The sequence below is a fragment of the Desulfolutivibrio sulfodismutans DSM 3696 genome (assembly GCF_013376455.1).
GTDB classification, from domain to species: domain Bacteria; phylum Desulfobacterota; class Desulfovibrionia; order Desulfovibrionales; family Desulfovibrionaceae; genus Desulfolutivibrio; species Desulfolutivibrio sulfodismutans.
Map to the genome: position 1 here is coordinate 2,790,561 of NZ_CP045504.1, position 25,113 is coordinate 2,815,673.

At 63.4% G+C, this 25,113-nt stretch carries 22 protein-coding genes and 1 pseudogene; 19 read left to right on the forward strand and 4 right to left on the reverse strand.

All coding sequences use genetic code 11. The features are described from left to right. The first annotated feature begins 22 nt into the window (after positions 1-22). Positions 23-1,309, forward strand: coding sequence for a uracil permease (gene uraA, locus GD606_RS12705; RefSeq protein WP_163303930.1), 1,287 nt, complete (start codon positions 23-25; stop codon positions 1,307-1,309). 77 nt (positions 1,310-1,386) lie between these two features. Here the strand turns inward: uraA and upp are convergent, their stop codons facing one another. Continuing rightward, positions 1,387-2,013 (reverse strand): uracil phosphoribosyltransferase, encoded by a 627-nt coding sequence (gene upp / locus GD606_RS12710; protein WP_163303929.1) that lies wholly within the window; start codon positions 2,011-2,013, stop codon positions 1,387-1,389. 316 nt (positions 2,014-2,329) lie between these two features. On the opposite strand from upp, the gene GD606_RS12715 reads away from it, so the two are divergent. Next, positions 2,330-3,601, forward strand: coding sequence for a response regulator (locus tag GD606_RS12715; RefSeq protein WP_163303928.1), 1,272 nt, complete (start codon positions 2,330-2,332; stop codon positions 3,599-3,601). A 21-nt stretch (positions 3,602-3,622) separates the two neighbouring features. Here the strand turns inward: GD606_RS12715 and GD606_RS12720 are convergent, their stop codons facing one another. Next, positions 3,623-4,252 carry a Fic family protein gene (locus tag GD606_RS12720; RefSeq protein WP_163303927.1) on the reverse strand — a complete coding sequence of 210 codons (630 nt, stop codon included), beginning with the start codon at positions 4,250-4,252 and terminating at the stop codon, positions 3,623-3,625. Positions 4,253-4,903: 651 nt separating this feature from the next. Next, the gene (locus GD606_RS12725) at positions 4,904-5,158 is read right to left on the reverse strand and encodes a Mor transcription activator family protein (RefSeq protein ID WP_163301631.1); all 255 of its coding nucleotides are present in this window, start codon (positions 5,156-5,158) and stop codon (positions 4,904-4,906) included. A gap of 150 nt (positions 5,159-5,308) precedes the next feature. Between GD606_RS12725 and GD606_RS12730 the strand changes: the two genes are divergently transcribed. From GD606_RS12730 to GD606_RS12745, 4 genes are all read left to right on the forward strand, one after another. Further along, positions 5,309-6,151, forward strand: a complete 843-nt coding sequence (locus GD606_RS12730; protein WP_163301632.1) for a LexA family transcriptional regulator — start codon at positions 5,309-5,311, stop codon at positions 6,149-6,151. A 92-nt stretch (positions 6,152-6,243) separates the two neighbouring features. Next, a complete protein-coding gene (locus tag GD606_RS12735) occupies positions 6,244-6,522 on the forward strand; it encodes a hypothetical protein (protein WP_163301633.1) in 279 nt (92 codons plus the stop codon). 183 nt (positions 6,523-6,705) lie between these two features. Continuing rightward, positions 6,706-8,838: a methyl-accepting chemotaxis protein gene (locus GD606_RS12740; RefSeq protein WP_163301634.1), complete on the forward strand. Its 2,133-nt coding sequence runs from the start codon at positions 6,706-6,708 to the stop codon at positions 8,836-8,838. Between the two features lie 119 nt (positions 8,839-8,957). Further along, positions 8,958-10,151 (forward strand): SGNH/GDSL hydrolase family protein, encoded by a 1,194-nt coding sequence (locus GD606_RS12745; RefSeq protein ID WP_163301635.1) that lies wholly within the window; start codon positions 8,958-8,960, stop codon positions 10,149-10,151. 30 nt (positions 10,152-10,181) lie between these two features. On the opposite strand, the gene GD606_RS12750 is transcribed toward GD606_RS12745, so the two are convergent. Further along, the gene (locus GD606_RS12750) at positions 10,182-10,613 is read right to left on the reverse strand and encodes a hypothetical protein (RefSeq protein ID WP_163301636.1); all 432 of its coding nucleotides are present in this window, start codon (positions 10,611-10,613) and stop codon (positions 10,182-10,184) included. A gap of 285 nt (positions 10,614-10,898) precedes the next feature. Between GD606_RS12750 and GD606_RS12755 the strand changes: the two genes are divergently transcribed. The 13 genes and pseudogenes from GD606_RS12755 to GD606_RS20585 all read left to right on the forward strand — a co-directional run bounded on the left by GD606_RS12755 (position 10,899) and on the right by GD606_RS20585 (position 24,964). Beyond that, positions 10,899-11,753 (forward strand): sulfide/dihydroorotate dehydrogenase-like FAD/NAD-binding protein, encoded by an 855-nt coding sequence (locus GD606_RS12755; RefSeq protein WP_163301637.1) that lies wholly within the window; start codon positions 10,899-10,901, stop codon positions 11,751-11,753. Then, entirely contained in the window at positions 11,734-13,155 is a 1,422-nt protein-coding gene (gltA, locus tag GD606_RS12760; RefSeq protein ID WP_163301638.1) for an NADPH-dependent glutamate synthase, read from the forward strand. The genes GD606_RS12755 and gltA overlap by 20 nt, the downstream gene beginning before the upstream one ends. A gap of 224 nt (positions 13,156-13,379) precedes the next feature. After that, positions 13,380-14,189, forward strand: a complete 810-nt coding sequence (locus GD606_RS12765; protein ID WP_163301639.1) for a PstS family phosphate ABC transporter substrate-binding protein — start codon at positions 13,380-13,382, stop codon at positions 14,187-14,189. 99 nt (positions 14,190-14,288) lie between these two features. Beyond that, positions 14,289-15,182: a phosphate ABC transporter permease subunit PstC gene (gene pstC / locus GD606_RS12770; RefSeq protein ID WP_163301640.1), complete on the forward strand. Its 894-nt coding sequence runs from the start codon at positions 14,289-14,291 to the stop codon at positions 15,180-15,182. A gap of 15 nt (positions 15,183-15,197) precedes the next feature. Beyond that, positions 15,198-16,073, forward strand: coding sequence for a phosphate ABC transporter permease PstA (gene pstA / locus GD606_RS12775; protein ID WP_163301641.1), 876 nt, complete (start codon positions 15,198-15,200; stop codon positions 16,071-16,073). 296 nt (positions 16,074-16,369) lie between these two features. Then, entirely contained in the window at positions 16,370-17,572 is a 1,203-nt protein-coding gene (locus GD606_RS12780) for a PhoH family protein (protein WP_163301642.1), read from the forward strand. 188 nt (positions 17,573-17,760) lie between these two features. Further along, positions 17,761-19,488, forward strand: coding sequence for a cation:proton antiporter domain-containing protein (locus tag GD606_RS12785; RefSeq protein ID WP_163301643.1), 1,728 nt, complete (start codon positions 17,761-17,763; stop codon positions 19,486-19,488). Positions 19,489-19,500: 12 nt separating this feature from the next. Next, a complete protein-coding gene (locus tag GD606_RS12790) occupies positions 19,501-20,187 on the forward strand; it encodes a Fic family protein (RefSeq protein WP_163301644.1) in 687 nt (228 codons plus the stop codon). Positions 20,188-20,374: 187 nt separating this feature from the next. Next, positions 20,375-21,364, forward strand: a complete 990-nt coding sequence (locus tag GD606_RS12795) for an ABC transporter substrate-binding protein (RefSeq protein ID WP_163301645.1) — start codon at positions 20,375-20,377, stop codon at positions 21,362-21,364. Further along, on the forward strand, positions 21,361-23,487 hold the full coding sequence (locus tag GD606_RS12800) for a sensor histidine kinase (protein WP_163301646.1): 2,127 nt from the start codon (positions 21,361-21,363) through the stop codon (positions 23,485-23,487). Before GD606_RS12795 ends, GD606_RS12800 begins: the two co-directional genes overlap by 4 nt. A gap of 1 nt (position 23,488) precedes the next feature. Then, a complete protein-coding gene (locus tag GD606_RS12805) occupies positions 23,489-23,872 on the forward strand; it encodes a response regulator (protein ID WP_163301647.1) in 384 nt (127 codons plus the stop codon). Positions 23,873-23,939: 67 nt separating this feature from the next. Further along, positions 23,940-24,149, forward strand: a pseudogene (locus GD606_RS20580) (response regulator); the annotation flags it as partial. A gap of 362 nt (positions 24,150-24,511) precedes the next feature. Further along, complete coding sequence (locus GD606_RS20585) at positions 24,512-24,964, forward strand: HD-GYP domain-containing protein (protein ID WP_246298786.1); 453 nt, start codon at positions 24,512-24,514, stop codon at positions 24,962-24,964. Positions 24,965-25,113 lie beyond the last annotated feature (149 nt).

Here is a 25,113-nt window from a genome sequence, read left to right on the forward strand (position 1 = left end):
TTTTTCCAGAAAGGGGGAGGGGATGGCCGCAAAAACGTATCAGGTGGAGGAGAAAGTACCTTTTCTTCAGGCAATTCCATTAAGTTTTCAACATCTTTTCGCCATGTTCGGGGCCTCGGTGTTGGTGCCGACGCTGTTTAAGATCGATCCCGCCGTGGTGCTTTTGATGAACGGCGTGGGCACCCTCATCTATCTTGTTTTATGCAAGGGAAAGGCCCCGGCCTTTCTGGGCTCGAGCTTCGCCTTCCTGTCCCCGGTCTTCGTGGTTTTGGGGGCCAACCAGGCCATGTGGGGGGCCAACTACGGTTTGGCCCTGGGCGGGTTCATCGCCTCGGGGTTGATTTTTGTGGCCGTGGCCCTTCTGATCGGGGCTTTTGGCTCGGGCTGGATCAAATTCGTGCTGCCTCCGGCCACCATGGGCCCCATCGTGGCCCTGATCGGCCTGGAACTGGCCAGCGTGGCCACGGACATGGCCGGGTTCAAGCCCGACGCCAGCGGCGTCTATAATACGAGCGGCATCATCGTGGCCATGGTGACGCTTTTCACCGTGGCCTTCGGCTCCCTGCTCTTTCGAGGCTTCATGGCCGTCATTCCGGTCCTGACCGGCATCGTGGCGGGCTATCTGGTGTCCATCCCCATGGGGCTGGTCAACTTCGACGTCATCGCCGCCGCCCCGGTCCTGGCCTTCCCCACGGTCTACACCCCGGTTTTCGACATAAACGCCATCCTGATCATCCTTCCGGCCTCCCTGGTGGTCATCTCCGAACACATTGGGCATCTGGTGGTCACGGGCAACATCGTGGGCCGGGACCTGACCAAAGACCCGGGCCTGCACCGGTCGCTTCTGGGCGACGGCGTATCCACCGTCCTGTCCGGATTTTTCGGTTCCGTGCCCACCACCACCTACGGCGAAAACATCGGGGTCATGGCCATCACCCGGGTCTTCTCCGTATGGGTCATCGGCGGCGCGGCGGCCATCTCCATCGTCTTGGCCTTCATCGGCAAGCTCTCCGCCGTGATCCAGTCCATCCCGACCCCGGTCATGGGCGGCATCTGCATCCTGCTTTTCGGGGTCATCGCGGCCTCGGGCATCCGCATGCTGGTGGAGACCCGGGTGGACTATTCCAAGCCCATCAACCTGACGCTGACGGCCATCGTGCTCATCGTGGGCATCAGCGGCATGGCCGTCACCATCGGCACGGTGCAGCTCAAGGGCATGGCCCTGGCCACGGTGGTGGGCATGGCCCTGTCCCTGACCTTCCACCTCCTGGAACGCTTCGGCCTGACCAACACTCAGACCGACATCTGAACCCGGCGAGACGGTTCCCCAAAAAAAGGGCGCCCAGAGGGCGCCTTTTTTTTGGCCAATGATCAAATTCGCGTCAGCTACTTGGTGCCGAAAATCTTGTCCCCGGCATCACCCAGACCGGGAATGATATACCCCACCTCGTTGAGCTTTTCGTCGATGGAGGCCACATAAACATCCACGTCCGGGTGCTCCTGCTCAAGCCGGGCCAGGCCCTCGGGGGCGGCCACCAGGAAAAGCCCCTTGATCTTCTTACAGCCGTGCTCTTTCAAGAGCTTGACCGTGGCCACAAGCGTGCCGCCGGTGGCCAGCATGGGGTCGAGGATCAGCGCCGTGCGCTTATGGATTTTTTTGGCCAGCTTGACGTAATAGCTCACGGGCTCCAGGGTCTCTTCGTTGCGATACATGCCCACCACGCTGACCTTGGCCCCGGGCACCAGATCCAAAACGCCGTCCATCATGCCCAGGCCCGCCCGCAAGATCGGCACCACCGTGATCTTTTTGCCGCGAATCTGCTCCACCTCGACCGGCCCGGCCCAGCCCTCAATCACCATCTTCTCGGTCTTGAGATCCTTGACGGCCTCGTAGGTCAAAAGGCGGGCGACCTCATTGGCCAGGTCGCGAAAGGCCTTGGTGCTGAGGTCTTTTTGGCGCAAAAGGCCCAGCTTGTGGCGCACCAGGGGGTGATCGACGACGGTGACCGGCATTGGCCTGCTCCTTTTCAGTGGCGAACATGCATTGCGTCCGGGGGGAACGGCTGCCGCGCCCCCGCTTGCGCGCGTTGGTCGTGAACTTTGGATCATATCCGACAGTTTGGCAAGATGTGGGGCATGTTCCCCCTGGATTCGCCACTATATACAAATAACGGTATATACGATATGGTTCTCTCTACTGATTCGCCGATTTTCCCGGATCGATGATTTTCTTGCCATCAACCCCTGGCCGCCGTATATTCACCATGGCTCATCACCCTCTCCTCGCAGGCCGGTGAAATCCGACGCCGAAACACCGTCCGGAGATGCCATGGACGAAGACGACACAGAACTTGTACAGCTCAAAAAGGAACATCTCCGCCTCCAGGAGACGTATGCGGGTCTTGAAAAACGCCTGCGGGACTGCGAAGATTCGGTTCGATCCAAAACGCGGTTCCTGGAGGATTTAAGCCTGGAACTGCGGACGCCCATAAATGGCGTGTTGGGCATGCTGCAGTTGGCGCGGACCACCCCCTCCCCCGAAGAACGCCAGGAATACCTGGAGATGGCCCAGGTCAGCGCCGCCACGCTCCAGTCCCTGGTCAACGACCTCCTGGAATTTTCCGCTTTGGACTCCGGGCGTCTGCCCCTGGTGGAAAAACTCTTTGACCTGCGGGCCGAATTTGCCCCCCTGCTGCGGAATTTTAAAAGCCAAAGCCAGTGGAAATCCCTGGAATTCTCGTATCAGATAGACGACGCGCTCCCCCTGCGGCTCATCGGTGACGCCGCCCGCATCAAGCAGATCCTGGTCAACCTGCTCAACAACGCCTTCGCCTACACCAAAAAAGGGTTTATCTCCGCGACCGTCGGCCCATGGCGCGGACAAACCAGCGGACGCGACGCACCGGCCACCACCCCGCGCCAGGATCGCTGCCTCCTGCATGTCACCGTCAAGGATTCGGGCATCGGCATTGCCCCAAAACGCCAGGCCGATCTGTTCGAGCCCTTCGCCATCGGCGCGCACCCTTTGGAAAAACAGTATACCGGAGGCGCGGGATTGGGACTCGCCGTCTGCAAACGACTGGTGCGCATGATGCATGGGGATATCTGGCTGGAATCCCGGGAGGGGCACGGCAGCACCTTCCACTTTACCGTGGAGTGCGGCCTTGCCGATCAGTCCGTCGCGACGGACGCCCCCAAAACCACCGCCGCGCCAGACGTTCAGCCACGAAACTTGAAGATCCTCCTGGCCGAGGACGAACCCGTCAACCGCATTTTCACCGTTCGCGTCCTGCAAAAATGCGGGTTCACCGTGCTCACCGCCGTGGATGGCAAAGAGGCCTTGCAGCTTCTCGGCCGCGAACCCGTGGACATCGTGCTCATGGACATCCAGATGCCTCGCTTAAACGGTCTGGACGCCACCCGGGCCATCCGGGCCGGACAGGTTCCCGGCCTCAATCCGGCCATCCCCATCGTCGCCCTGACCGCATTCGCCATGGAAAGCGACAAGATCCGGGGGATCGAGGCCGGGATGGACGAATACCTCACGAAACCCTTCGAGGCGCCCATGCTCATGGAGGCCATCCAGCGGGTCATGAGTTAGCCCCACCACAGCACATGGGTTTTACGAAACACCGCCCTCGCCGCACAAGACACGCCGGTTCAGGACGAACCCTCCCGGCGAGGGCGCCAGAAGCCCCATCCCCGAAAGCCGCTTAAGATCGCGACGAGCCGTCTGTTCGCTGGCCCGGCCGTACAGCAGGCTAAACGGCGACACCCGGCACAGGGCCTGAATCCCCACCGGCAACGCCTGAACGTCGAGCAGAAGACGCAGCAGGGCATGCTGCCTGGCCGTCACCTGTCGCGCCTGGCGCAACTCCTCATAGTGGCGCTCCAAAACCACCTGCCGCAACCCCTCGGCGATCCGCTCCTCCACCTCGCGCCCGCCCCAGACCAGCCCATCCAGGCAAAAGGCCACAAACCGCGTGGGATCGTCCCCCCCGGCCGGGCCGGAGTCCTGGCCCGGGCCGCTTTGCCGTAAGTCCGGATGTTTCGGTGACAGGCTCTCGTATGCGGCGGCATGCCGCAGATAGTATTCCGACATGAGGCACGACTCGAACACGCGGCCTGCGGCCTGGAGGATGACGGCTTCCGCCAGCCGCGCCGCCAGGGGATACGCCCCGGACAACGGCCGCAGGGAAAGGATGTGGTAGTGGGCCAGGGCCGCGCGTACGGCGGGTTCTTCGTCCGCCATGTCGGGTCCGACAAACCACGCGGCAAAGGCCTTGATCAGCGAAACGGCGCGGGTCTCCTGCGCACGATCATCCGGATCACCCCCTGCAGGCGGCGCAGCCCGGCCAGGGCCCGGGCCATGCCCCCCACCGGCCCACGGCCCGAGCGCATGCCGCAGGGCCTCCAAAACGGATCGGCCAAGCCGCCCGTCGCCAGGGCCGCCGCCCCATTCCGCCACCCGCCGCCACTCCTGTGCGACAAAGTCGCGCCACTGCGGCCCTCCACCAGCCCCGCCGCCCCCCGCAGGGCTAGGGGAGGCCTGGAGGGGCCGCACAGGGCCGTCTCCGGCCCGCTCCACCGTGACGGCGCACCCGGCAAGCGCCTGCGCGGCGACCCGCCCCCGATGCGCGAACTCCTGCGCAAAGGCCTCCCGCTCCCGAGGCAGGACGGGGAGTGCGGCCAGGGTTGCGGCGCGGGCTCGGATCTCGGCGCATCGAGGGGCAAGGACGTCCGCGTCATGGGGTCGGCCCCATGGGGGAGGCGGCGGGACATGTTGACCTTCCTTTGTTTGCATTTTGTTAATATATTTGATATATTTAATATTCTTAAATTTTTGAACTTTTTTTACTTTTTAGATATAAAATGTCATTCTCTTTGTCAATACAAATGACTGTCAGTTCACATCGGTGACGATCCGCCGCACATGCCGCGCCGACAGCCCGTAGCGCTGCACCAGGTCCGGCACGGCAAGCCCCATGGCGAACATCCGGCGGATTTCCCCGTCCCGCCGTCTACGCCGTGAGTCCACCCCTGTCGGAATGTCCAGGCGGCACCCGCCCCACTCGCCGATAATCACCTCCACAGCGGTCCAGGCGCATTCTTCCCCCAATCGTTCCGCCAGCTTGGCATGCAATTCGTTTTCGCGCATACTCCTCCCGCCGCCATATGCGGCCGCGTCTTCGCCGGATCACGGCGACCTGATGTTGAGGAATATTTATTCCCGATTGGAATAAATGTCAATTGATATATTCCAAAATATGCCTAGACTTCATTCCACACCCATGCCACAAGACACACCATGCACAACGCCCCCCCCGCCTCCTCAAACGAGAACGCCACGGAAGGGTCGCTTTTCATCAAGGCCTTAAACGTCCTGGTGGAAATCAACGACGTGCCGCAAAACGCCCTGGCCGAACACGCCGGGGTCAGCCAGGGCTACGTCAGCAAGATCCTGTGCGGGAAGCAGCTCCCCAAGGAGCATCTGCGGGAACGATTGGCGGAATATTTCAACCTGTCCTACCGGGAAATGCTCGACATGGGCCGCGATCCCTCTCCGTCTGACGGGAGCGAGGCATATTCCATTCCTTTCCCCGGATCAGACCCTGCGTCGCGGCTCGATGCCGTACGCGAAGACCCCTCCTTCACCCTGGGCGACGTCGGCGGCCCTCCGCCCCGCCGCAACCATGCCCTGCTGGCCAGCCTCCTGCGCGACTTCAAAAGCCGGGAGATCCAAAACCGCTCCTATACCGAGATCCCCCTGCGCGAGGCCACGGGCTCCATGGGCGGCGGCTCCACCGAAACCGGAACCCGGGCCATCACCTACTTAAGCTTTCGCACGGAATGGATCCGCGCCAAGGGCAACCCGGAATACATGTCCGTCATCCGGGCCTTCGGGGACAGCATGTCCCCCACCATCCCCGACGGCAGCGTGGTGCTTGTGGACGAGAGCCGACGGCAGTTCGTCAAAAACAAGGTTTTCTACATCCGGCACAACGCGCAGATGTACATCAAACGCCTGGTGGGAACCCCCGCCGACATCGCCATCGTCTCCGACCAGGACGGCTCGAGCCTGCCGCTTCAGCCCGGCGAAGACTTCGAAATCATCGGCCGATGCATCTGGACGGCCAGGGATATCGAATAGCCGGGCGACCCTGGCCGTTGGAAACGCCCTTGACATATTCCACGCTTGGAATATACTTATGCCTGTCTTGTCGCACAACCAGCGAGGCATGCATGGACCCGTTCACCCTTTGGGAAAAAGCCCCCCTCGGCGGCTGGCAATCCGCCATGACTTATGCGCGTATGGAAGACGCCCGAGCGGCCCTGGACGCCTGGGCCGACGATTTTTTGGCCGAATACGGCCTGCTGCCTGTCTGCGGCCGGGATTTCCGCCTCACCGAGGACCACGCCCCGGACATCCGCCTGGAACCCAGGGCTGGCGGGCCGCAACAGATTTCGGGTTTTCCAGCAGTCATGCCCCCGCCCACCCGACGTATGACCCTTCCCGCCTGACGTCCGCCCGCACCCGAAAGCCGCCGCTTCGCCGCCAGACCAGACCTTTTTCCTTGCCGTTGACCATGGAATCAGAATACGGCATATTCATTTTCGCCTTTCCCAGTGGTGGTTCTTTCGTTTTCCGCGTTGAAAATTGCCACATCAGCACCGAAACAACGCCTGAACTCCCCGGAGTACCCCGTGAAATGGAACAATATCAAAGTCGGAACAAAAATTACGATATGTGTGGCCTTTTTCATCTGCATACTGGCTGCCTCGTCCTTTATCTCCATCCGGGGCATCCAGGACATCCTGGGCAAGGGGACGGACGCCAGTTCACTGCATGAATTGTCCAGCCGGTTCCTGCAACGCGAGGTGGACCATCTCAAATGGGTGCAAGCCCTCAGCCTGTTCGTGCATGATCCCACGTCCACGGCGCTTTCCGCCCAGACCGACCCCACCCAATGCGCCTTCGGAAAATGGTATTACAGCGAGGCCCGCACGAACATCGAACGCCGCATCCCCGCCCTGGCCGCCCCCCTGCGGGAGATCGAAGATCCCCATTCACGGCTGCACGCCACGGCCAGGCGCATCGCCGATCTGCGCGCCGCCGGGGATCTTGCCGGGGCCGAGGCCATCTTTCGCAGCGAGAGCCTGGCCCAGCTCGAAAAGGTGCAGGCCTTGCTGACGGCCATGCGCCAGACGGTGCAGGGCGACGTGGAAGGCATCGAAAAAGGCATGGCCCAGGAAGGAGCGCGCATCGAATCCACCGTGACGGTCTTCGGCGCGGTGGCCGTGCTCGTCGGCGTCGCCTTGGCCGCGCTCATCACCCTGTCCATCGTCCGCCCCATCTCCGCCGGGGTGGCCCTGGCCCGGTCCGTGGCCGCAGGCAACCTGAACCATCCCGCGCCCAAGCCCAGAGGCGACGAAATCGGGGTCTTCATCGCCAGCCTGACCGACATCGCCACGGCCCTCCGGGGCCTGACCGCCGAATACGACGACATGGTGCGGGCCATCGAGTCCGGCGATCTGCTGCGACGCGGCGACCCGGGACGCTTCCAGGGGAGTTTTGCGGGCCTCATCACCGGGGCCAACACCCTGGCCGACGTGTTCGTGGCCCACATCGACAACATCCCCACCCCGGTCTTGACCATGGATCGCGAGTTTGCCGTGCGGTTCATGAACCGCACCGGCCGCGCCCTGTTCCCCGGCCGGGAGACGCACGGTCAAAATGCCTTCGACCTCCTGCGTCCCGCTGACTGCCGCACCAGAGACTGCGCCGTGGCCACGGCCCTGCGCGAGGGCCGCATGGCCCAGGCCGAGACCGAGGCCACCCCCGGGGAACGGCGCATGGACATACGCTATTTCGCCACCCCCATCGTCAGCCGTGAGGGGGTCGTGGCCGGGGCTTTGGAAGTGATCATGGATCAGACCGACATTGTGGCCGCCCGGCGCAAGATGCTGGATGCCGCCACAGATGCCGACCAGGTGGCCACCGGGGTCGCGGACGCGGCCCGGGAATTGTCGACCCGGGTGGAGCAGGCCGGGCGGGGCTCCGAACTCCAGGCCGTGCGCCTGGGAGAGACGGCCACAGCCATGGAGGAGATGAACGCCACGGTGCTGGAAGTCGCCAAAAACGCCTCCCAGGCCGCCGAAAGTTCCGACGCGGCTAGGCAGAAGGCCAAGACCGGCGAAGACATGGTGACCCACCTGGTGCGCGGCATCGACGAGGTGCGCGCCCAGTCCATGGACCTGCTCCAGAACATGAACAGCCTGGGGGAGAAGGCCCAGGGCATCGGGCGCATCATCGGGGTCATAAACGACATCGCCGACCAGACCAACCTCCTGGCCCTGAACGCGGCCATTGAGGCCGCCCGGGCCGGAGAGGCCGGACGCGGATTCGCCGTGGTGGCCGATGAAGTCAGAAAATTGGCGGAGAAAACCATGGTAGCCACCCGCGAGGTGGGCGAGGCCATCGAAAGCGTCCAGGCCGGGGCCCGGGACAACGCGGCCCGGGTGGACGGGACGGTGCGCGCCGTGGAGCGGGTGACCGAATTGGCCGGACAATCGGGCCAGGCCTTGCGCGAGATCGTGGTTCTGGTGGACGCCGCCTCGGATCAGGTGCGCTCCATCGCCACCGCCTCCGAAGAGCAGTCCGCCGCCAGCGAGGAAATCAACCGGGCCGTGGACGAGATCAACCGGGTCTCGGCGGAGACGGCCCAGAGCATGAACGACTCGGTGCGCACGGTCATGTCCCTGGCCGAACAGTCGGACATCCTCTCGGAACTGATCCAATCCCTGCGTGGCGACGGAGTGACGGCGCAGCCGTCCTGATCCGCCCGGCGGGTTGAAAATAATCCCCGACCCTGGCACACTGTCGCTGCGTCAAACGACCGCCGTCCCGGCGATCGTTTGACGTCCCGGCCGCCACTCCAGGCAAAGGATCATCCCCCTTGGCTCACCCGCCCGACGCCCCCAAGCCCAAACGCCGCATGGCCACGCTGAGGCGCCTTTTTTTTATCGGGCTTTACCTTCTTGGGCTCCTGGTCTTCCTCGAACTCGCAGGGCGGCTGACCTGGCTTTGCCTGGACAAGACCTGGGGACTTCTGGTGCCGCAGGAGATCTCGCGCTTCGACGACGCCCTCGGCTGGTCGCTTACGCCGGGAGCCCGGGCCGTATCCAAAAGCACCGGCCAGCCCATCGAATACGCCATCAATACCGCAGGATTCCGGGACCGTGACTTCCCTCGGGAAAAACCTGCGGGCGTCTTTCGCATCCTGGTCGTGGGCGACTCCCACGCCTTCGGTTTCGGCGTGCCCCTGGACAAGCACTTCACCAAGCTCCTTGAGGGCTATTTCACGGGCGTCGAGGTCATGAACCTGGGGGTCAGCGGCTACGGCGTGGATCAGGAACTGCTTTTTCTGCGCGACACGGGCTTTGCCTACCATCCGGATCTGGTGGTGGCCTACGTGCCCCACTACGCCGACTCCCGGCACGTCCGGGACAAGGTCTGGGGCATGGGCAAACCCCGTTTCCTGCTGGAAAACGGCGCGCTGGTCCTGACCAACAGCCCCGTGGCCAACAATTCCCTCCTCTACCGTCTGCTCATTGACGCCGACCGCTTCGCATCCTCCTGGAGCAAGGCCTATCTGCTGCTCCGCGACGCCGTGATCCACTTTTCCGTACAAAAGGACCAGGTCAAGGCCGAAACCCTGCCCGATGACCTGGCCCGCTCCGTGGGCAACGGCGCCGCAACCACGGCCGCCACTGCCGATAAACCCGCCGGGGAAACCGCTCCAGTCGCTCCGGACGCGGCTGCAGCCGAGGCCGAGGCCCTTCTGGCCGAGGTCAACCGCATGGGCGAGACCATCGTCTTCGCCATGAACGACGAATCAGAAGCCCATGGCGCGAAATTCGCCCTGGTGACGCGCATTGGCGTATTGGCCGTGGCCGCCTACAACCGGGGGATTCCCGCCCTGTACCTCTTCGATCCCCTGCAAAATCCCCGGCTGATCCTGGCCGGAGATCCCACCCGGCACCCCAACGAACCGGCCAGCGGCATCATCGCCTGGGAGATCGCCCGTTTCCTCATGGCCAACGGCTTGGTGCCCGCGCCCCACATTCCGCAGCACGGCATCCCAAAATAGTTTTTCGGCGCGATTCTTGCTTGTTTTTCGCTAGACCGTGGCCAGAAGCGTCCGGGACGGGGGTGGCGTCAGACCCGCCGTGGATGTCGCCGAATAGGCCGCCGCCGCGTAGGGACGGGTGGCCAGGGGCATGGCCCAATCGCAAGAGCCGCAGGTCGAACCGGCCTCGGCCATGCGCTGGGACAGGGTCGCCGCCTCAAGGACCGCCGCGAAGGACTCGGCCCTGGAAAAGCCGCCCAACGCCGTTGTTGCGTCAGAGCCCGAGTTCGCTGCGGAAACCGAGACATCGTCAGAGAGGAGTTCGACGTTGCGCGAGGTGTACGAGATGCCGAATTTGCCAAACGACAGTCCGGCCTCGGTGGTCACCACCCGGGCGCGCAAAGGGGTCGAGGAAGCCGCCGCCAGGGAGGATTCCTGCGCATAGATCGCAAAAGGGGTCTGTCCGACCGCTGAAACGGCCATGGAGCGACTCGCCTGCCGCGTCGGGATCTCCCCGGGCGACGTTTGTTCGGCTGCCTTGCCGACGGTCGTCCCCGCCTGCACAAGGCAGGGGACCGCATCTCCATCCATGGATGCGTTTCTGGGTGTCGATCTTCATATACAACCGTCAACAGGCGTTGACAAGGGCCATGCGCCTCTTTTCACGAGCGAGACGGTCAAAAACGCCGCATCCGGTTGACGCGGGCGCTTACGCTGGCATATTCCCTGTTGCCGGGGCCTTGACGACCACCCGGGCCCGGAGGAATCATGCCAACCACCATCCTCGCCAAACGGCGGCTCATCCCGGGAAAGACCAGCGAGCTGGTCTTGGACGCCCCGCACATCGCGGCCAAGGCCCAGCCCGGCAACTTCCTCATCCTGCGCGTGAACGACCACGGGGAGCGCATCCCCCTGACCATCGCCGACGCCGACCCCGAAAAAGGGACGGTGACCATCGTCTATCTGGTCCTGGGCAAGAGCACGGCCCTGCTTGAGACCCTTGAGGCCGGGGACGCCATCCTCGACGTATGCGGGCCCCTTGGCGCGCCCACCCACATCGAAAAGACCGGCGTCGTCATCTGCGTGGGCGGCGGCACGGGCATCGCGGCCATGCACCACATCGCCAAGGGACACGCCCGGGCCGGGAACCACGTGGTGGCGGTGATCGGCGCCCGCACCAAAGAACTGCTTCTTTTCCACGACGAACTGTCGGCCTTTTGCCACGAGGTGCTGGTGACCACGGACGACGGCAGTATGGGCCGAAAGGGGCTGGTCACCGAGACCCTGCGCGACCGGCTGGCCGCCGACCCCACCGTGTCCGAGGTGGTGGCCGTGGGCCCGGTGCCCATGATGCGGGCCGTGGCCGAGACCACCCGGCCGTTTGGGGTCAAGACCACGGTCAGCCTCAACTCCATCATGGTGGACGGCATCGGCATGTGCGGGGCCTGCCGGGTCACCGTGGGCGGCCAGATCCGCTTCGCCTGCGTGGACGGCCCGGAATTCGACGGCCATCAGGTGGACTTCGGCGAGTTGTGCGCGAGGCTTGGGGCCTTCCGCGACCAGGAACGCGTCTCCCTGGAAAAATTCCACGAGTGTCGCTGCCATGACCACAAAAAAGCCTAAGCCCTCCCCGCGCACGCCCATGCCCGAGCAGCCCGCCGCCGTGCGCCGGGCCAATTTTTCCGAGGTCACCCTGGGCTACGACCTGTCCATGGCCATGACCGAGGCCGCCCGCTGTTTGCAGTGTAAAAAACCGGCCTGCATCAAAGGCTGCCCCGTGGAGGTCAATATCCGCGACTTCGTGGGGCACATGGCCAAAGGCGACGTGGACGCGGCCTACGCGGCCATCAAGGCCACCAACAGCCTGCCGGCGGTATGCGGCCGGGTCTGCCCCCAGGAGATCCAGTGCGAGGGGGCCTGCATCCTGGGCAAAAAAGGCGAGCCCGTGGCCATCGGCCGCCTGGAGCGCTTCGTGGCCGACGAGTTCGCGGCCCGCTCGGCCTGCGAACAGATCACCGGACAGGCGGCCTGCGCCGCGTCCCGGGACGGCCTGTCCGTGGCCTGCATCGGCTCGGGCCCCTCAAGCCTCACCGTGGCCGGATACCTGGCCGCCCGGGGGATCAAGGTCACGGTCTACGAGGCCCTGCACGAACTGGGCGGCGTCCTCACCTACGGCATCCCGGAATTCCGCCTGCCCAAGGCCATCGTGGCCCGGGAGATCGCGGCCCTGACAGACAGCGGCGTGACCTTCGTCACCAACTGGGTGGGCGGCAAGACCTTCACCATCCCGGAACTGTTCGAAATGGGCCACAAGGCCGTGTTCATCGGCGTGGGCGCTGGCCTGCCCCGGTTCCTGAACATCCCCGGGGAGAGCCTCATCGGCGTGTTCTCGGCCAACGAATACCTGACCCGGGTGAACCTGGGCCGGGCCTACGCCTTTCCGGACTACGACACCCCCATCTATCCCGGCAAAAAGGTCGTGGTCCTGGGCGGCGGCAACGTGGCCATGGACGCGGCCCGCACGGCGCTTCGCCTGGGGGCCGAGGAGGTCCGGCTGGTCTATCGCCGCTCGAAAGAGGAAATGCCCGCCCGGGCCGAGGAACTGCACCACGCCCTGGAGGAAGGGGTCATCCTGGAATGCCTGTGCGGCCCCCTGGCCTTTGTCGGCGATGAGCGCGGCTACCTCACGGGTCTTGAGGTCCAGCACATGTGCCTGGGCGAACCCGACGAGTCCGGCCGCTGCCGCCCCTGCGCCATAGAGGGCGACACGGCGCACATCCCCTGCGACCTGGCCGTGGTGGCCGTGGGCACGGGCCCCAATCCGGTGCTGTTAAACGCCACCCCCGGCCTGGAGAAAAATCGCCGGGGCTATGTGGTCGTCAACGAGGACACGGGCGAGACCAGCATTTCGAACGTCTTCGCCGGGGGCGACATCGTCACCGGCTCGGCCACCGTCATTTTGGCCATGGGCGCGGGCCGCCGCGCCGCCAAGGTGATCGCCGAACGGCTTGTGGGCCACGGCTGATCCCTTTCACCGCACCCGGAGCGCTTGTCATGAATCGGCCCCGGAATTGTTACAAATCACGTCGCGACACTCCCCACCGCCCGACGGCATGAGCCCGCCGGGCGCGTCGTCACTCATTATCCAGCAGGCTGTAACACACCCGTAACGTCGCCTCCCTACTTTGACACCGTTGTCAGCAGGTGTCGGGGTCCATTTCAACACGCAAACGTATAAGGAGACGGGTTATGAAAAAACTGGCCGCTCTTCTCGCGACCTTCATCTTGGTCGCGACCAGCGCCTTCGCGGACACCACGGTAAAGGTCGACGGTTCCACCACGGTCCTGCCCATCATGCAGAAAATGGTCGAGGCCTACATGAAGGCCAACCCGACCGTAAAGTTCACCGTGTCCGGCGGCGGCTCCGGAAACGGCATCAAGGCCATCATCGACAAGACCACGGACATCGCCATGGCCTCGCGCAAGATGAAGGACAAGGAATTCGCCCTGGCCAAGGAAAAGGGCGTGAACGCCAAGGAAATCGTCGTCGCCATCGACGCCATCGTCCCCGTGGTCAACCCGGCCAACAAGATCTCCGCCGTCACCCTGGCCCAACTCAAGGATCTCTACGCTGGCAAGACCACCGAGTGGAAGGCCCTGGGCGGCGAGGGTCCGGTCGTGGTCATCTCCCGCGACACCTCGTCTGGCACCTACGAAACCTGGGAAGAGCTGGTCATGAAGGGCGAGAAGGTCTTCCCGGGCGCCCTGCTCCAGGCCTCCAGCGGCGCCGTGGTGCAGGCCGTCAGCAAGAACAAGAACGCCATCGGCTACGTGGGCGTGGGCTACCTCGACGCCTCCACCAAGGGCCTGACCGTGGACGGCGTGGTCGGCAACGAGGAGAACGCCTCCTCCGGCAAATACCCCATCTCCCGCGACCTGTACCTCTACGTCAACGGCGAGCCCACCGGCGAGATCAAGAAGTTCGTGGACTGGGCCCTGGGCGCCGAAGGCCAGAAGCTGGTCAAGGAAGCCGGATTCGTTCCGCTTAAGAAGAAGTAGTTTCCGCTTTATCCGGGTCGTTCGGCCGGGGGTTCGCCTCCGGCCGACGGCCTTTCCGGTTCCATCCCCAACGCCGCGCACGAAGGACAAGGTGAGGCCATGGCCGTCAGCCGCAAAGCCAAAGACTCCGTCATCCGCATCGCTTTCCTGGTCACCGCCCTGTCGTCCATCGTGGCCCTGGGGCTAATCATGATCTATCTGTTCATCGAAGGCCTGCCCATCTTCGAGCACGTCTCGGTGATCGACTTTTTGTTCGGCCACCTGTGGTATCCCACCTCCGACCCGGCCGACTTCGGCATCTTTCCCCTGATCGTGGCCTCAGTGGCCGTGACCCTGGTGTCCTCGGCCCTGGCCATCCCGCTTGGGGTCATGACCGCCATCTACCTGGCCGAGATCGCCGGTCCCAGAACCCGGGGCTTTTTCAAACCGGTGGTGGAGCTTTTGGCCGCCCTGCCCTCGGTGGTCATCGGCTTTTTCGGCATGGTGGTCGTCGCCCCCTTCCTGCAGGAGGCCTTCGATCTGGCCACGGGATTAAACCTCTTCAACGCCGCCATCATGCTGGCGTTCATGTCCGTGCCCACCATCTGCAGCGTCTCCGAGGACGCCATCTATTCCGTCCCGGCCGAGCTCAAGGAGGCCTCCCTGGCCCTGGGGGCCACCCATTGGGAGACCATCGCCCGGGTCATCCTTCCGGCCTCCCTGTCAGGCATCAGCACCGCCATCATCCTGGGCATGTCCCGGGCCATCGGCGAGACCATGGTGGTGCTCATGGTGGCCGGCGGCGCGGCCATGATCCCCACATCCCTTTTCTCGCCAGTCCGGCCCATGCCGTCGAGCATCGCCGCCGAGATGGCCGAAGCCCCCTTCCGGGGCGACCATTATTACGCCCTGTTCGCCATCGGCATCGTGCTGTTTCTTTTTACCCTGCTTTTCAACATCATCGCCGACCACATTTCCGAGAAGCACAAACAGGTCGGCGCGGCCACGCTGTAGGGAGGCATTTTGTCCATGACCACCATTCCCATCGGCGCCAGCAAGCGCACCCGGAACACGACCCAGAAGGTCATGTGGGGCCTTTTCGGCGCCTCGTCGATCATCAACCTCACGGCGCTTCTCATCATCTGTTCCTTCGTGCTCATAAACGGCCTTCCGGCCATCAGTTGGACCTTCCTCACCGAGGCCCCCACGGATTCCATGACCGCCGGGGGCATCTGGCCGTGCATCCTGGGCACCATCCTCCTAAGCCTGGGGACCATGGTCGTGTCCTTTCCCCTAGGCGTGGCCTCGGCCATTTACCTCAACGAATACGCCACCCCGGGCAAGGTCGTACGCATCATCCGCCTGGGCATCAGCAATCTGGCCGGGGTGCCCTCGGTGGTCTTCGGACTTTTCGGACTGGCCTTTTTCGTGACCTTTTTCGGCATGGGCGTGAGCATCATGGCGGGCATCCTGACCCTGGGCATCCTGGTTTTGCCGGTGATCATCGGCACGGCCGAGGAGGCCCTCAAGTCCGTGCCCCAGACCTACCGCGAGGCGTCGCTCGGCCTTGGAGCCACCAAATGGCAGACCATCCGCCTGGTGGTGCTCCCGGCGGCCATGCCGGGCATGCTCACCGGGGCCATCCTGGGCCTGTCCCGGGCGGCCGGGGAGACGGCGGCCATCATGTTCACGGCCTCGGTCTTTTTCACCCCCTACCTGCCCACTTCGGTTTTTGACAGCGTCATGGCCCTGCCCTACCATGTCTACGTCCTGGCCACGGCCGGGACCGACATCGAAAAGACCCGGCCCCTGCAGTACGGCACCTCGCTGGTGCTCATCGTGCTGGTTTTGGGCATGAACCTGGTGGCCATCCTGTTGCGGGCCAGATTGCAAAAACGCCGCTAGTGCCGCGTTCACAAAAAACATGTATGTTTTTTTGAATAAAAATCATGAATTCAGGGCGTTGCTGCTCGTTCACGCCTAACGGAAAGTATCGCACGCAACACCCGGGCGTCGCCGGGACGGACGCCGCTTACGCAACGGAACCTCCACCCGAAGGCCCGCGTGAAAAAAAAGGCCGATGACCTGACCCCTCTTCGCCAAAAAGGCGACCCGACGCCCCCCGCGTCCGGTCGCCTTTTTTTCTTGCGCTCCCCCCGGGAGCCCTTCCCCAACCTTCTGCAAAAGGAAGCGGATCGCCCATGAGTGAACCAAGCGCCCCCAAAAAAAACTACGTCCTGGACACCAACGTCCTCATCGAAAACCCCGAGTGCCTGCTCAACCTCCGTAACGGCGCCGAAAACAACATCTTCATCCCCTACCATGTGCTCATGGAGCTTGAGGGCCTGAAAAAAACCCCCAAGCTGCGGCACATCGTCTCCAAGGTAATCCAGCTGCTCATGGAGCATCGCGACAAAATCACCTTCATCAAAAACGAAAAAAGCAGCTCCCAGTTCACGGACATCGTGGACAACCACATCCTGGCGGAGATCAATTCGGGCGGCATCGAAAACCCCATCCTGGTCACCAACGACCGCATCCTGCAACTCCAGGCCGGGCTGGCGGGCATACACAGCGAGGAACTGCGCGATTCCAAGCCGTTCGAGTCCGAATCCCAGCGCTACACCGGCTTCGTGGAGGACGACCAGCCGCCCGTGCCCAACTCCTTTTCCTGGCGCGAGGGCAAGCCCGTGCTGCACGCCCCGGACGGGGACAAGGTCATCGGCTACTTATGCGAGGTCTGGAACATCAAGCCCCGCACGGTGTACCAAAACCTGGCCCTGGAGCTGATCTGTTCGCAGCACATCGACCTGGTGTCCATCCAAAGCGAGGCCGGATACGGCAAGACCTACCTGGCCCTGGCCGCGGCGTTGTATGCCGTGCAGGAGAAAAAACTCTACGACAAGATCTTCGTGCTCAAGCCCACCATCGAAATCGGGGCCAAGATGGGCTATCTGCCCGGCGACGTCTCGGAAAAGATGGAACCCTACATGAAGTACATCTACGATCTGTTGGTGAAGCTGCACAAGTCCCGGGCGGCCAACAAGGTCTTTTTGAACCCCAACGACGACATCCTGCGCCTCAATCCCAAAAAATTCGAGATCCTGCCCCTGGCCTACGTGCGCGGCATGAACATCGAAAACGCCTTCGTGATCATCGACGAGGCCCAGAACCTCTCGCGCACCGAGGTCCGGGCCATTCTCACCCGCATGGGCGAAGGGGTCAAATGCCTGTGCCTGGGCGACACCTCCCAGGTGGACAACCCCTATTTGAACGAAGCCAACAACGGCCTGAACTGGATCGTGCGCAAGTTCAAGGGGTTCGCCAACTACGCCCACATCGTGCTCAAGGGCGACAAGTCGCGCGGGCCCATCACGGACATGGTGCTCAAGTCCCGCCTCTAGCGAGATGGCCGACGGTTTTTAAACGCGGGGTTCCGCTCGGTTGAAAAACGCGGGCGTCCCTGGCATGAAGGGCAGGCCCGGCTTTCCGCCGGGCCGCCCGCTTTCATGGGCGCAACCGGGCCGTCTTTCCCCTTTGCGGCTTCCACCCCATGCCCGTCCGCCCTGGGCGGCGCGAGGAACCACACCCCATGCCCCACGCCGATCTCATCGCCGACATCGGCCTGTCCATCGTGGCCGCCACCAGCATCGGCGTGGTGGCCAAGGCCCTGCGCCAACCCCTGATCCTGGCCTATCTGGCGGCGGGCATCCTGCTCGGACCCAAAATGGGTTTCGGGCTGGTGGCCGACGAGGCCACCATCAGCCTCATCGCCGAAATCGGGTTGATCCTTTTGCTTTTCATCATCGGCCTGGAGATCGACCTGAAAAAGCTGGCCGCCTCGGGACGCTCCCTGGTGGTCACGGGCCTTGGCCAGTTCCCCCTGGGCGTGGCCCTGGGGCTGGCCTTTTTCGCGCCCCTGGGGTTCGCCCTGGGCGACGGCCGCTTCGACGCCCTGTACCTAGCCGTGGCCCTGAGCCTCAGCAGCACCATGATCGTGGTCAAGCTGCTCTACGACAAGTTCGAACTGACCACCCTGCCCGGCAGCATCACCCTGGGCGTCCTGGTCTTCCAGGACGTGTGGGCCATCCTGTTTCTGGCCGTGCAGCCCAACCTGGCCGATCCGGCCGTGGGCACGGTGCTTGTGTCCTTCGCCAAGGGGGGCCTGCTGGTCGTCGCGGCCATGGCCGCGAGCAAATTCATCCTGCCCCGACTTTTCGGGTTCATCGCCAAGGTGCCGGAGCTGGTCCTGGTCACGGCCGTGTCCTGGTGCTTCCTGGTCAGCGGCCTGGCCGGGGCCGTGGGGCTGTCCCGGGAGATGGGGGCCCTGGTGGCCGGGGTCTCCCTGTCCACCTTCCCCTACAATGTCGATGTCATCGCCAAGGTCGTCAACATCCGCGACTTTTTCGTGACGCTTTTCTTCGTGGGCCTGGGCATGCAGATTCCCGTGCCCACGGGGGAGCTTCTGGGTTTTGCGGCCCTGGCCTCGGCCTTTTTGATCGCGGCCCGCTTCGCCTCGGTCTTTCCCATCCTCTACGGCCTGAAAAACGGCCTGCGGCCGAGCCTGATCTGTTCCATCAACCTGTCCCAGCTCAGCGAATTCTCCCTGGTCATCGCCGCCCTGGGCCTGAACATGGGCCATATCTCGGACCAGACCGTGGGCATCCTGACCTTCGTCTTCGCGGCCACCTCCGTGGCCTCCACCTACATGATCCAGTACAACCACGAGATCCAGAAGGTTCTGGCCGCCGGGCTTCGCCGCCTGGGCCTGCGGGACGTGACCGACGCCGGAGACCGGGTCGAACCCCATGCCGACCCGGACATCGTGTTTCTGGGATTTTTCCGCGAGGCCAGCTCCATCTTTCAGGAGATCGAAACCCTCAGCCAGGGTTCGGCGACGCCCCCGCGCGTGTTGGTGGTGGATTTCAACCCGGTGGTCATCCGCGAGCTGGCCAGCCGGGGCGTGGCCTGCGTCTACGGCGACATCGCCAACCTGGACACCCTGGTTCACGCCCATATTGGCGCGGCCCGGGCCGTGGTCTGCTCCATCCCCAACTCCATCCTGCGCGGAACAACCAACCAACGCCTGCTGCGCATGGCCAAGCGCCTGTGCCCGCAGGCGAAGGTGGTGGTCACGGCCAACACCCTGGCCGGGGCCCACAGCCTGTACGCCGATGGCGCGGATTTCGTGTTCGTGCCCCGCATCCATGCCGCAGAACGCGCCGCCCGGGTCATTTTGTCCTTTCAAGGCGGGACGGGGGACGACGTGCGCCAGACGGAAACCGCCGCCCTGAACGCCCGGCATGAGGTTCTGGGCTAATCGGCTCACGTTATGGGCAAATACAAGGAATACCGGTTGAACCTGGAGGAAATCCAGGCCTCGCTCCTTGACGTGCAGCGCGATTTCGAACGCATCAGCGAAGAGATGCTCATGCGCCGCGAGCCCCTGGACAACCGGATCATCGACAACCTCCTGGCCGGATACGCCTATGTGGACCAACTCCTTGAAGAAGGGGTGGACCTTTTCACCCTGAAGGGCTCCGACCACATCCTGGAGCTCAACCACATCGTGCTGTGCGGCCTGGACGAACGGGTGCGCCTGGAATTCGGCCCCCACATCCTGGAGACCCGCAGGCGTTTCAGCCAGGGCATCGGCCAGATCCTGTCCTGGTACGAACGCAAGAAGTCCAAATCCCCCTACAAGCGGGCCGCCGGGGTCTACGTCCTGGGCGTCAGCCAGCCCCAGCTTTTCCTGGAGGGCAACCACCGCACCGGCTCGCTTCTGGCCAGTTTCATCCTGGTCAGGGACGGCAAGCCCCCCTTCGTGCTGACCAGGGAAAACGCCCTGGCCTACTTCAACCCCTCCACGCTCATCAAATACAAACACAAGAAAAAATTCCTGGACATGCAATATTTTCTGAAAAAGTACATGGGATACTTCACGGAGTTTTTGGAGGAAACCCTGGATAAACGGTTTCGCCGGAAGATCCTCCTGGAGAATCAAAAAAAGACCTCGTGAACATCGGAACTCCTGGACAATAATCCTGCTTCCTTGTTATTTTCATGCACAAGTCACGCGGTTTGTCTCCTTTTGCCGCCTCTTCCCGGGGTATGCGTCCCGGAATTTCCTTAGCGGCGCGGCTGGCGCATGGCGGTGCAACCGGGAGCCGGAAATGCCCTGGACACGATGCCTCGGATTTGCATTCATGGCCGCAGCCACCCTGGCCGCAGCCTGGGCCGCCGTTTGGGCTGTCGCCGCACAGGACGAACTGCAACGGCGGGTCATCGTGGTGCAAAGCTACAATCCCGAATACGTCTGGTGCCGGGAGATCGATGCGGGCATTCGGGAAGCCCTGGCCGGAACAGGCGCAACCATTGAAACCCTCTACCTGGACGCCAAACGCCGACCCGACCCGGCCTCGCTTCGCGCCGCCGCGGACACGGCCCTGGCGCGCATCCAGGCCGCCACTCCCCAGGTGGTCATAGCCGTGGACGACGCGGCCCAGGCCTCTCTGACCGTCCCCTTCCTGAAAGACCGGCCCACCCCCCAGGTGGTTTTTTGCGGGGTCAACGCCCCCCTGGCAACCTATGGGTTTCCAGCACCGAACGTCACCGGGGTGCGGGAGCGCTACCATTTCCGAGAGGGCTTCGCCCTGATCAAAAAGATCGTGCCCCAGGCCAAAAGCGTCGCCATTTTCGGGGAGGATTCGGAGTCCATGCGTTTTGTGGTGGAAGACCTGAACCAGATCATCCCCTTCGCCCTGGAGATTGCCGGGGTGGAGATATGCCGGACGTTTCAGGAATGGCGGCAGAAGGTCGCCTGGTATCAATCCCGGGCCGATGTCTACGCCTTCGGCCCCTACAACGCCCTTACGGATGAACGCACCGGGCGCATCGTCCCCCCCGACGAGGTCATGGCCTGGACCGTGGCTGCGGCCGCCAAGCCGACCCTGGGCTTTTCCGACATCGCCAAGGAGCACGGCATGCTGTGCGGTATCCTGGAATCCGGCCGCGAGCAGGGCCGGGTCGCCGGGGAGATGGCCCGCCACATCCTGGACACCGGGACGACGGCCGGGAGCATGCCGGTACGCATCAATGTCGAAGGCGTGGTCATGGTCAACTTGAGGACCGCAGAACGCCTGGGCGTGCGCATCCCCTTTCCCATCATCGAGGCGGCGGGGGTTGTGTTGCAATGAACGCCGTCCGAAGGTTTGTTTCGGTCTTGTCCTTGGACCGGCATCTGGCCCCGGTCCTGACCGTGGTCTTTGCCGGGGTGCTTTTGAGCACCCTTCTGGCCTATTTTTCGACCAAGAACACCCTGACGAAACTGGCCCTGGGCCAGACCCACCAGACCCTGGGATTCCTCAACCGGGAGATCGGCTCCCGGGTCAAGGAAATAGCCGCCCGGCTCGACCTGTGGAGTCGTGAAGATATCTATGCCCTGGCCCTGGAGAACTCTTACCTGGGGGTGTCGGCCCGCGAGGAGGCCACCCGGCGTATGGCCTCCCGGGTCAAGGGCAGCTCGTTTGACCGGGTGTTTTTGATCAAGCTCAGCGGCGAAATCGTGGCCGCTTCGAACCCGGACATGGTGGGCCGCTTCTCGGTCGGGGACAGGGCCTATTTCCAGAAGGCCCTGGACGGAAACCTCTCCATGGAGACCCTGGCCGCCGGACGCCATTCCCAAGTGCCCATGCTGGTGATTGCAGCGCCCATCCGCACCCCGGAAGGGATCCTGGCCGGGGTCATTGCCGTGGCCATGGAGACTTCTCGCTTTGCCGAGGAGTTGCCCCTCGGGATGCATACCCGGGAAACCGGCACCGGCTTTATCCTGGACAAGACCGGGGTCATCCTTGCCGCACCATCCGGCATCGCCTCGGGACATTCCTGGGCGAACTGGCGCATGGACGAGGTCCGGAAGTCCGCTACCTCGGGAGAACCAGCCCATTTTCGCGAGGGAGACGTGAAGCGTGTGCTTATGGCCATGTCCAACGCCGAGACCGAGTGGTACCTGGTGCTTTCAGCCGAAGAGGATGAGCTCCTGCGCCCGGCCGCCCGCATCGCCTGGCTGACCGGCGGCGTGTCCCTGGCCACCCTGGCCCTGGTGGCCCTGACACTGGCCGCCCTGGGACGGGCCATGGCCGGATTGCGCCAGTCCGAGGAAAAATTCTCCCGGATATTCATGTTCGCCCCGGACACCATTCTCCTGGCGGACATGGAAACCGGAAAAGTCGTCGACGCCAACGAAGCCTTCACCGCACAAACGGGCTACGCGCGCGAGGATATCCTGGGCAAAACCTCGGCCGAGGTTCCTCTTTATGTTAACAAATCGGACAGGGAAGACTTCCACCGCCACTTGCTCCGGGACGGCCGGGTGGACCATTTCGAATGCGAGTCCCGCTACAAGGACGGCTCCCTGGCCATCTGCTCCCTCTCCGGACAGATCGTGATCTTCGGCGGCAGGCGCTACCTCATGACCATGGTCCGGGACATCACCGAGACCAAGCGGATGCAGGAGATGATGGTCCAGACCGAAAAGATGATCTCCGTGGGGGGCATCGCCGCAGGCATCGCCCACGAGATCAACAACCCCCTGGGCATCGTGCTCCAGGCCTCCCAGAACATCGTGCAGCGCACCCGGCCGGACTTCCGCAAGAACCTGGAGGCCGCCGAAAAAATCGGCCTGGATATGCGTCTTTTGGACCAATACATGAAAGTCCGAAAGCTCGACGTCTTCATCGAGGACATCCAGTCCGCCGCCTCCCGGGCCTCGGCCATCATCCGGCACATGCTCGATTTCAGCAGGCGCAGCGAATCCCGCCGCACGGTCTGCGACATCCGGGCCATTGCCGACAGCGCCCTGAACCTGGCCTCCAACGACTACGACCTCAAAAAAAGCTACGACTTCAAAAAAATCGAGATCGTGCGGGACTACGGCCCGGATCTGCCAGGCATCGGCTGCACGGCCACGGAGATCGAGCAGGTGTTGCTCAACGTGCTCAGAAACGCCGCCCAGGCCATGGCCCAGGCCACTCCCCCCGTGGCCGCGCCGCGCATCGCCGTGCGCATCCGGGATCTTGCGGATCGGGTCCGCATCGAGATTGAGGACAACGGCCCTGGCGTGCCGGAGGGGGTCCGCACCCGGATATTCGAACCGTTTTTCACCACCAAGCAGCCCGGGGTCGGCACCGGGCTCGGGCTGTCCGTGTCCTATTTCATCGTGACCAAGGGCCATGGCGGCAAGATGACCCTCGAAACCGGCCCTGACGGCGGGGCGGTCTTTTGCATCGACCTGCCCAAGGACGAAAGGCTTGAGGGATAAGATGGCCACCTCACGCATTCTTATCCTCGACGACGAGGAGCGCATCCGGGATCTGTTGACCCAATATCTGGAAGATTTCGACGAGTTTACCATACTCGGCGCCCATTCCGGGGAACAGGCCCTGGAACTTCTGGCAAAGGCGCCTGCCGCCGTGGCCGTGGTGGACATGCGCCTGCCAGGCATGAGCGGCGCCCAGTTCATCCGGGAGGCCATGGCCCGGGGCGTGTGCCGCCATTTTCTGGTGCATACCGGCTCGGTGGACATGGTCATCAGCACCGAGCTCAAAGAGCTGGGCCTGACCAGGCAGGATTTTTTCTTCAAACCGGCCGGGGCCGACGCCATCCTGGACCGGATACGGGAATGCCTGTCCCAAGGAGACGCTTGACATGGCCATCCTGGTCATCGACGACGAGGCCGGGCTGCGCCGCTCCCTGGGCGCACACCTGGAAGACATGGACTACGACGTCCTTCTGGCCGAAAATGGCCGGGAAGGCCTGGACATCCTGGAGCGCGACCCCGATTCGGTCCAGGCCGTGGTGGTGGATCTGAACATGCCGGTCATGGACGGCTATTCCTTCATCCAAAACGCCACGGTCCTGGCCCCGGACCTGCCCCTGGTGGTGCTGTCCGGGGTGGGCGTGGTGGAAGACGCCCTGCGCGCCATGCGCCTCGGGGCCTGGGACTTCATCACCAAGCCCCTATCCAACATGGCCGTTCTAGATCATGTGATGGACAGGGTTCTGGAACGGGCCGGGCTTTTACGCGAAAACCGCCTCTATCAGGAGAAGCTGGAACGTCTGGTGCAGGAACGTACCGCCGAGTTGGAAGTGACCCGCCGCCAGATCATGCAGCGCTTAAGCCGGGCCGCCGAATACAAGGACAACGAAACCGGACACCACGTCATCCGGGTGGGCGAGATCAGCGCCCTTTTGGCCCGGGCCATGGGGCTGCCCGAGGAGCGGTGCGAGATGATGCGGGAATGCGCCCCCCTGCACGACGTGGGCAAAATCGGCATTCGGATACCGTGCTGCTCAAGCCCGGGCCGCTCGATCCGGCCGAATGGGAGATCATGCGCCGCCATTGCCTCTACGGCTGCGAGATCCTGGGACCGCTCAACGGCACCGACACGGCCCAAAACGCCTGCGGTTTCCTGCTCGGCCCCCTGGAATCCGGCGACAACGAACTTTTGCGCCTGGCCCGCATCCTGGCCCTGTACCACCACGAACGGTGGGACGGCACGGGCTACCCCATCGGGCTGGCGGGGGAGGCCATCCCCCTGGAGGCCCGCATTGTGTCCGTGGTGGACGTGTACGACGCCCTGCGCAGCGACCGGCCCTACAAAAAGGCCTTCCCCGTGGAAAAATGCTTCGCCCTGTTGCAAAAAGGCGCGGGCAGCCAGTTCGATCCAGCGATCATTGAAGCCTTTTTCCGCGAGGTCGACGCCATCCGGGCCATTCGGCAAAAGTGGAAGGACTAGCGAGGCGTCCGAAAGAACATTTTTTTGTGAATAAAGACCATAAACGCAGGCTGTTGCTGACTGCCAACCCATAACGAAGATTCCCGGACAGGGCCTGGGCGCGCCGTCCGCCACGAGCGGACTTTGCCTGATGCAGGCCTACCCAGGCA

What these genes read in the sequence shown, in the direction of transcription:
- upp (WP_163303929.1), bottom strand. Translation starts at nt 2,013, where the DNA reads ATGCCGGTCACCGTCGTCGATCACCCCCTGGTGCGCCACAAGCTGGGC.
- GD606_RS12750 (WP_163301636.1), bottom strand. Translation starts at nt 10,613, where the DNA reads ATGGCCGTTTCAGCGGTCGGACAGACCCCTTTTGCGATCTATGCGCAG.
- uraA (WP_163303930.1), top strand. Translation starts at nt 23, where the DNA reads ATGGCCGCAAAAACGTATCAGGTGGAGGAGAAAGTACCTTTTCTTCAG.
- GD606_RS12720 (WP_163303927.1), bottom strand. Translation starts at nt 4,252, where the DNA reads ATGGCGGACGAAGAACCCGCCGTACGCGCGGCCCTGGCCCACTACCAC.
- gltA (WP_163301638.1), top strand. Translation starts at nt 11,734, where the DNA reads ATGACCACAAAAAAGCCTAAGCCCTCCCCGCGCACGCCCATGCCCGAG.
- pstA (WP_163301641.1), top strand. Translation starts at nt 15,198, where the DNA reads ATGACCACCATTCCCATCGGCGCCAGCAAGCGCACCCGGAACACGACC.
- GD606_RS12765 (WP_163301639.1), top strand. Translation starts at nt 13,380, where the DNA reads ATGAAAAAACTGGCCGCTCTTCTCGCGACCTTCATCTTGGTCGCGACC.
- GD606_RS12780 (WP_163301642.1), top strand. Translation starts at nt 16,370, where the DNA reads ATGAGTGAACCAAGCGCCCCCAAAAAAAACTACGTCCTGGACACCAAC.
- GD606_RS12725 (WP_163301631.1), bottom strand. Translation starts at nt 5,158, where the DNA reads ATGCGCGAAAACGAATTGCATGCCAAGCTGGCGGAACGATTGGGGGAA.
- GD606_RS12795 (WP_163301645.1), top strand. Translation starts at nt 20,375, where the DNA reads ATGGCCGCAGCCACCCTGGCCGCAGCCTGGGCCGCCGTTTGGGCTGTC.
- GD606_RS12730 (WP_163301632.1), top strand. Translation starts at nt 5,309, where the DNA reads ATGCACAACGCCCCCCCCGCCTCCTCAAACGAGAACGCCACGGAAGGG.
- GD606_RS12755 (WP_163301637.1), top strand. Translation starts at nt 10,899, where the DNA reads ATGCCAACCACCATCCTCGCCAAACGGCGGCTCATCCCGGGAAAGACC.
- GD606_RS12790 (WP_163301644.1), top strand. Translation starts at nt 19,501, where the DNA reads ATGGGCAAATACAAGGAATACCGGTTGAACCTGGAGGAAATCCAGGCC.
- pstC (WP_163301640.1), top strand. Translation starts at nt 14,289, where the DNA reads ATGGCCGTCAGCCGCAAAGCCAAAGACTCCGTCATCCGCATCGCTTTC.
- GD606_RS12785 (WP_163301643.1), top strand. Translation starts at nt 17,761, where the DNA reads ATGCCCCACGCCGATCTCATCGCCGACATCGGCCTGTCCATCGTGGCC.
- GD606_RS12715 (WP_163303928.1), top strand. Translation starts at nt 2,330, where the DNA reads ATGGACGAAGACGACACAGAACTTGTACAGCTCAAAAAGGAACATCTC.
- GD606_RS12805 (WP_163301647.1), top strand. Translation starts at nt 23,489, where the DNA reads ATGGCCACCTCACGCATTCTTATCCTCGACGACGAGGAGCGCATCCGG.
- GD606_RS12735 (WP_163301633.1), top strand. Translation starts at nt 6,244, where the DNA reads ATGGACCCGTTCACCCTTTGGGAAAAAGCCCCCCTCGGCGGCTGGCAA.
- GD606_RS12800 (WP_163301646.1), top strand. Translation starts at nt 21,361, where the DNA reads ATGAACGCCGTCCGAAGGTTTGTTTCGGTCTTGTCCTTGGACCGGCAT.